Consider the following 1,849-nt stretch of genomic DNA (forward strand, 5'->3'; position numbering starts at 1 on the left):
CGGGTCGCGGCCCACTCGGCGGGGGAGGCGTCGAGCAGGGCGGCCACCACGGCGGCGTCCGGCAGCTCGGCCTGGTCGCCGTGGGCAGTCAGCGCGCAGGCGGCGCTCAGGTGGCCGAGCCGCAGCCGGCGCCGCTGGTCCAGGCCCCGGACGGTGCCGGCCAGGTAACCGGCCGCGAAGGCGTCGCCCGCGCCGGTGGCCTCGACCACCTCGACCGCAAGGGCCGGCTCGGTGACCGCCGTACCGTCCCGGTCCAGAGCGGTCACCTGCCTGGCGGCGTCCTTGACCACGACGGTGGCCGGGGCGGGGAAGCGGCGGCGCAGGGTGGCCGGGTCGCCGGTGCCGAAGGCGGCCTCGGCCTCGTCGGCGCCGAGCAGCAGGAGGTCGGCGGTGTCCAGCAGGGGTGGCAGCACGGCCGGGTCGCGGTCGTGCCAGAGCGAGGGGCGCCAGTTGAGGTCGAAGCTGACGAGCCGGTCCGGTCGGCGGTCGGCGAGCAGGGCGCGCAGCAGGGCCAGGCAGCCGTCGGAGAGTGCGGCGGTGATGCCGGACAGGTGCAGCAGCCGGGCGCCGGACAGCAGTGCGGCGGCGGCCGGGTCGGCGAGCAGGTCGGGGGAGAGCGCGGCGGCCGCGGAGCCGCGCCGGTGGTAGTGCAGCCGACTGCGGCCGGGGCCGAGGTCGTGGCGGTCCCCGGTGGCGCCGCCGACCTCCTTGAGGTAGAGGCCGGTCGGGCGGTGCGGGTCGACCGCGACCGCCGAGACGTCCACGCCGCGGGCGGCGACCTCGGCGAGCAGCCGGCGGCCGAAGCCGTCGTCGCCGACCCGGCTGATCCAGGCGGTCGGCACGCCGTGGGCGGCCAGCGCGCCCGCCACGTTGGACTCCGCGCCGCCGACGGAGAGCCGGAAGCTCTCCACCGACTCCAGCGGCCCCGGGCGGTCCGGCAGCAGGACGGCCATCGACTCGCCCACGCACACGGCCGTCGGGGGAGGGCCGGGGCGGGTCGGGCCCTGGGTGTCCTGTCGCGGCATGTGTGGGGCTCCTCGTCTGCGGCCGTTCCGTCGAGAGCGGGCCCACCGGGCCGGCACCGTTGCGCATGAGCGTTTGCGCACGAGCCGACCCCGTTGACCGGGAGTCAGGTCCGTTGACCGTGATCCGGCGCCGATGCTAGAACCGTGTTGCCAGCATGTGCAACCCACGTTGCACATGTTGCAACCTGTGCGGATGGAGGGACACGGTGGTGGAGCAGACCTTCGCAAGCAGTGGCACCGGGCCGGGCATCGCCCGCGGCGCGGTGGCCGCCCTGGCCGACGAGCCGCTCGACTGGCGGTTCAAAGCCGCTCCACCGCAGTCGTGGGGCCGCAGCACCCGGGAGTGGCTCGCCACCGGCCCCACCCTCTCCTCGCTCGGCACCCCGCTGCTCACCCTCGACGGCGCCGCCCTCGACCACAACGTCCGCACCATGGCCGACTGGTGCGCCAAGGCCGGCGTCGCGCTCGCCCCGCACGGCAAGACCACCATGGCGCCCACCCTCTGGCAGGCACAGCTCGACGCCGGCAGCCACGGCATCACCCTCGCCAACCTGCCCCAGGTGCGGGTCGCCCGGGCCTTCGGGGTCCGGCGCATCCTGCTCGCCAACACCCTGCTCGACCCGGCCGGACTGGCCTGGCTCTCCGACGAACTCGCCGCCGACCCGGACTTCGCCTTCCTCTCCTGGGTCGACTCCGCCGAGAGCGTGCGGCTGATGGACGAGGCGCTGCGCGCCGCCGGGGCCGAACGGCCGGTCGAGGTGCTGGTCGAACTCGGCGGCCCCGGCGGGCGGACCGGCGCCCGCGGCGTGGACGCCGCCGTCGAG

At 76.4% G+C, this 1,849-nt stretch carries 1 protein-coding gene and 1 pseudogene; one reads left to right on the plus strand and one right to left on the minus strand.

Annotation, left to right across the window (positions count from 1 at the left end):
* Positions 1 to 1,025 (minus strand): sugar kinase (locus KS423_RS44680; RefSeq protein WP_224285400.1); only part of this gene is annotated, 1,025 nt, incomplete at its 3' end.
* 206 nt (positions 1,026 to 1,231) lie between these two features.
* On the opposite strand from KS423_RS44680, the pseudogene KS423_RS44685 reads away from it, so the two are divergent.
* A pseudogene (locus KS423_RS44685) lies at positions 1,232 to 1,849 on the plus strand (alanine racemase); the annotation flags it as partial.

This window comes from Streptomyces sp. LS1784 (genome assembly GCF_020103755.1).
GTDB lineage: Bacteria > Actinomycetota > Actinomycetes > Streptomycetales > Streptomycetaceae > Kitasatospora.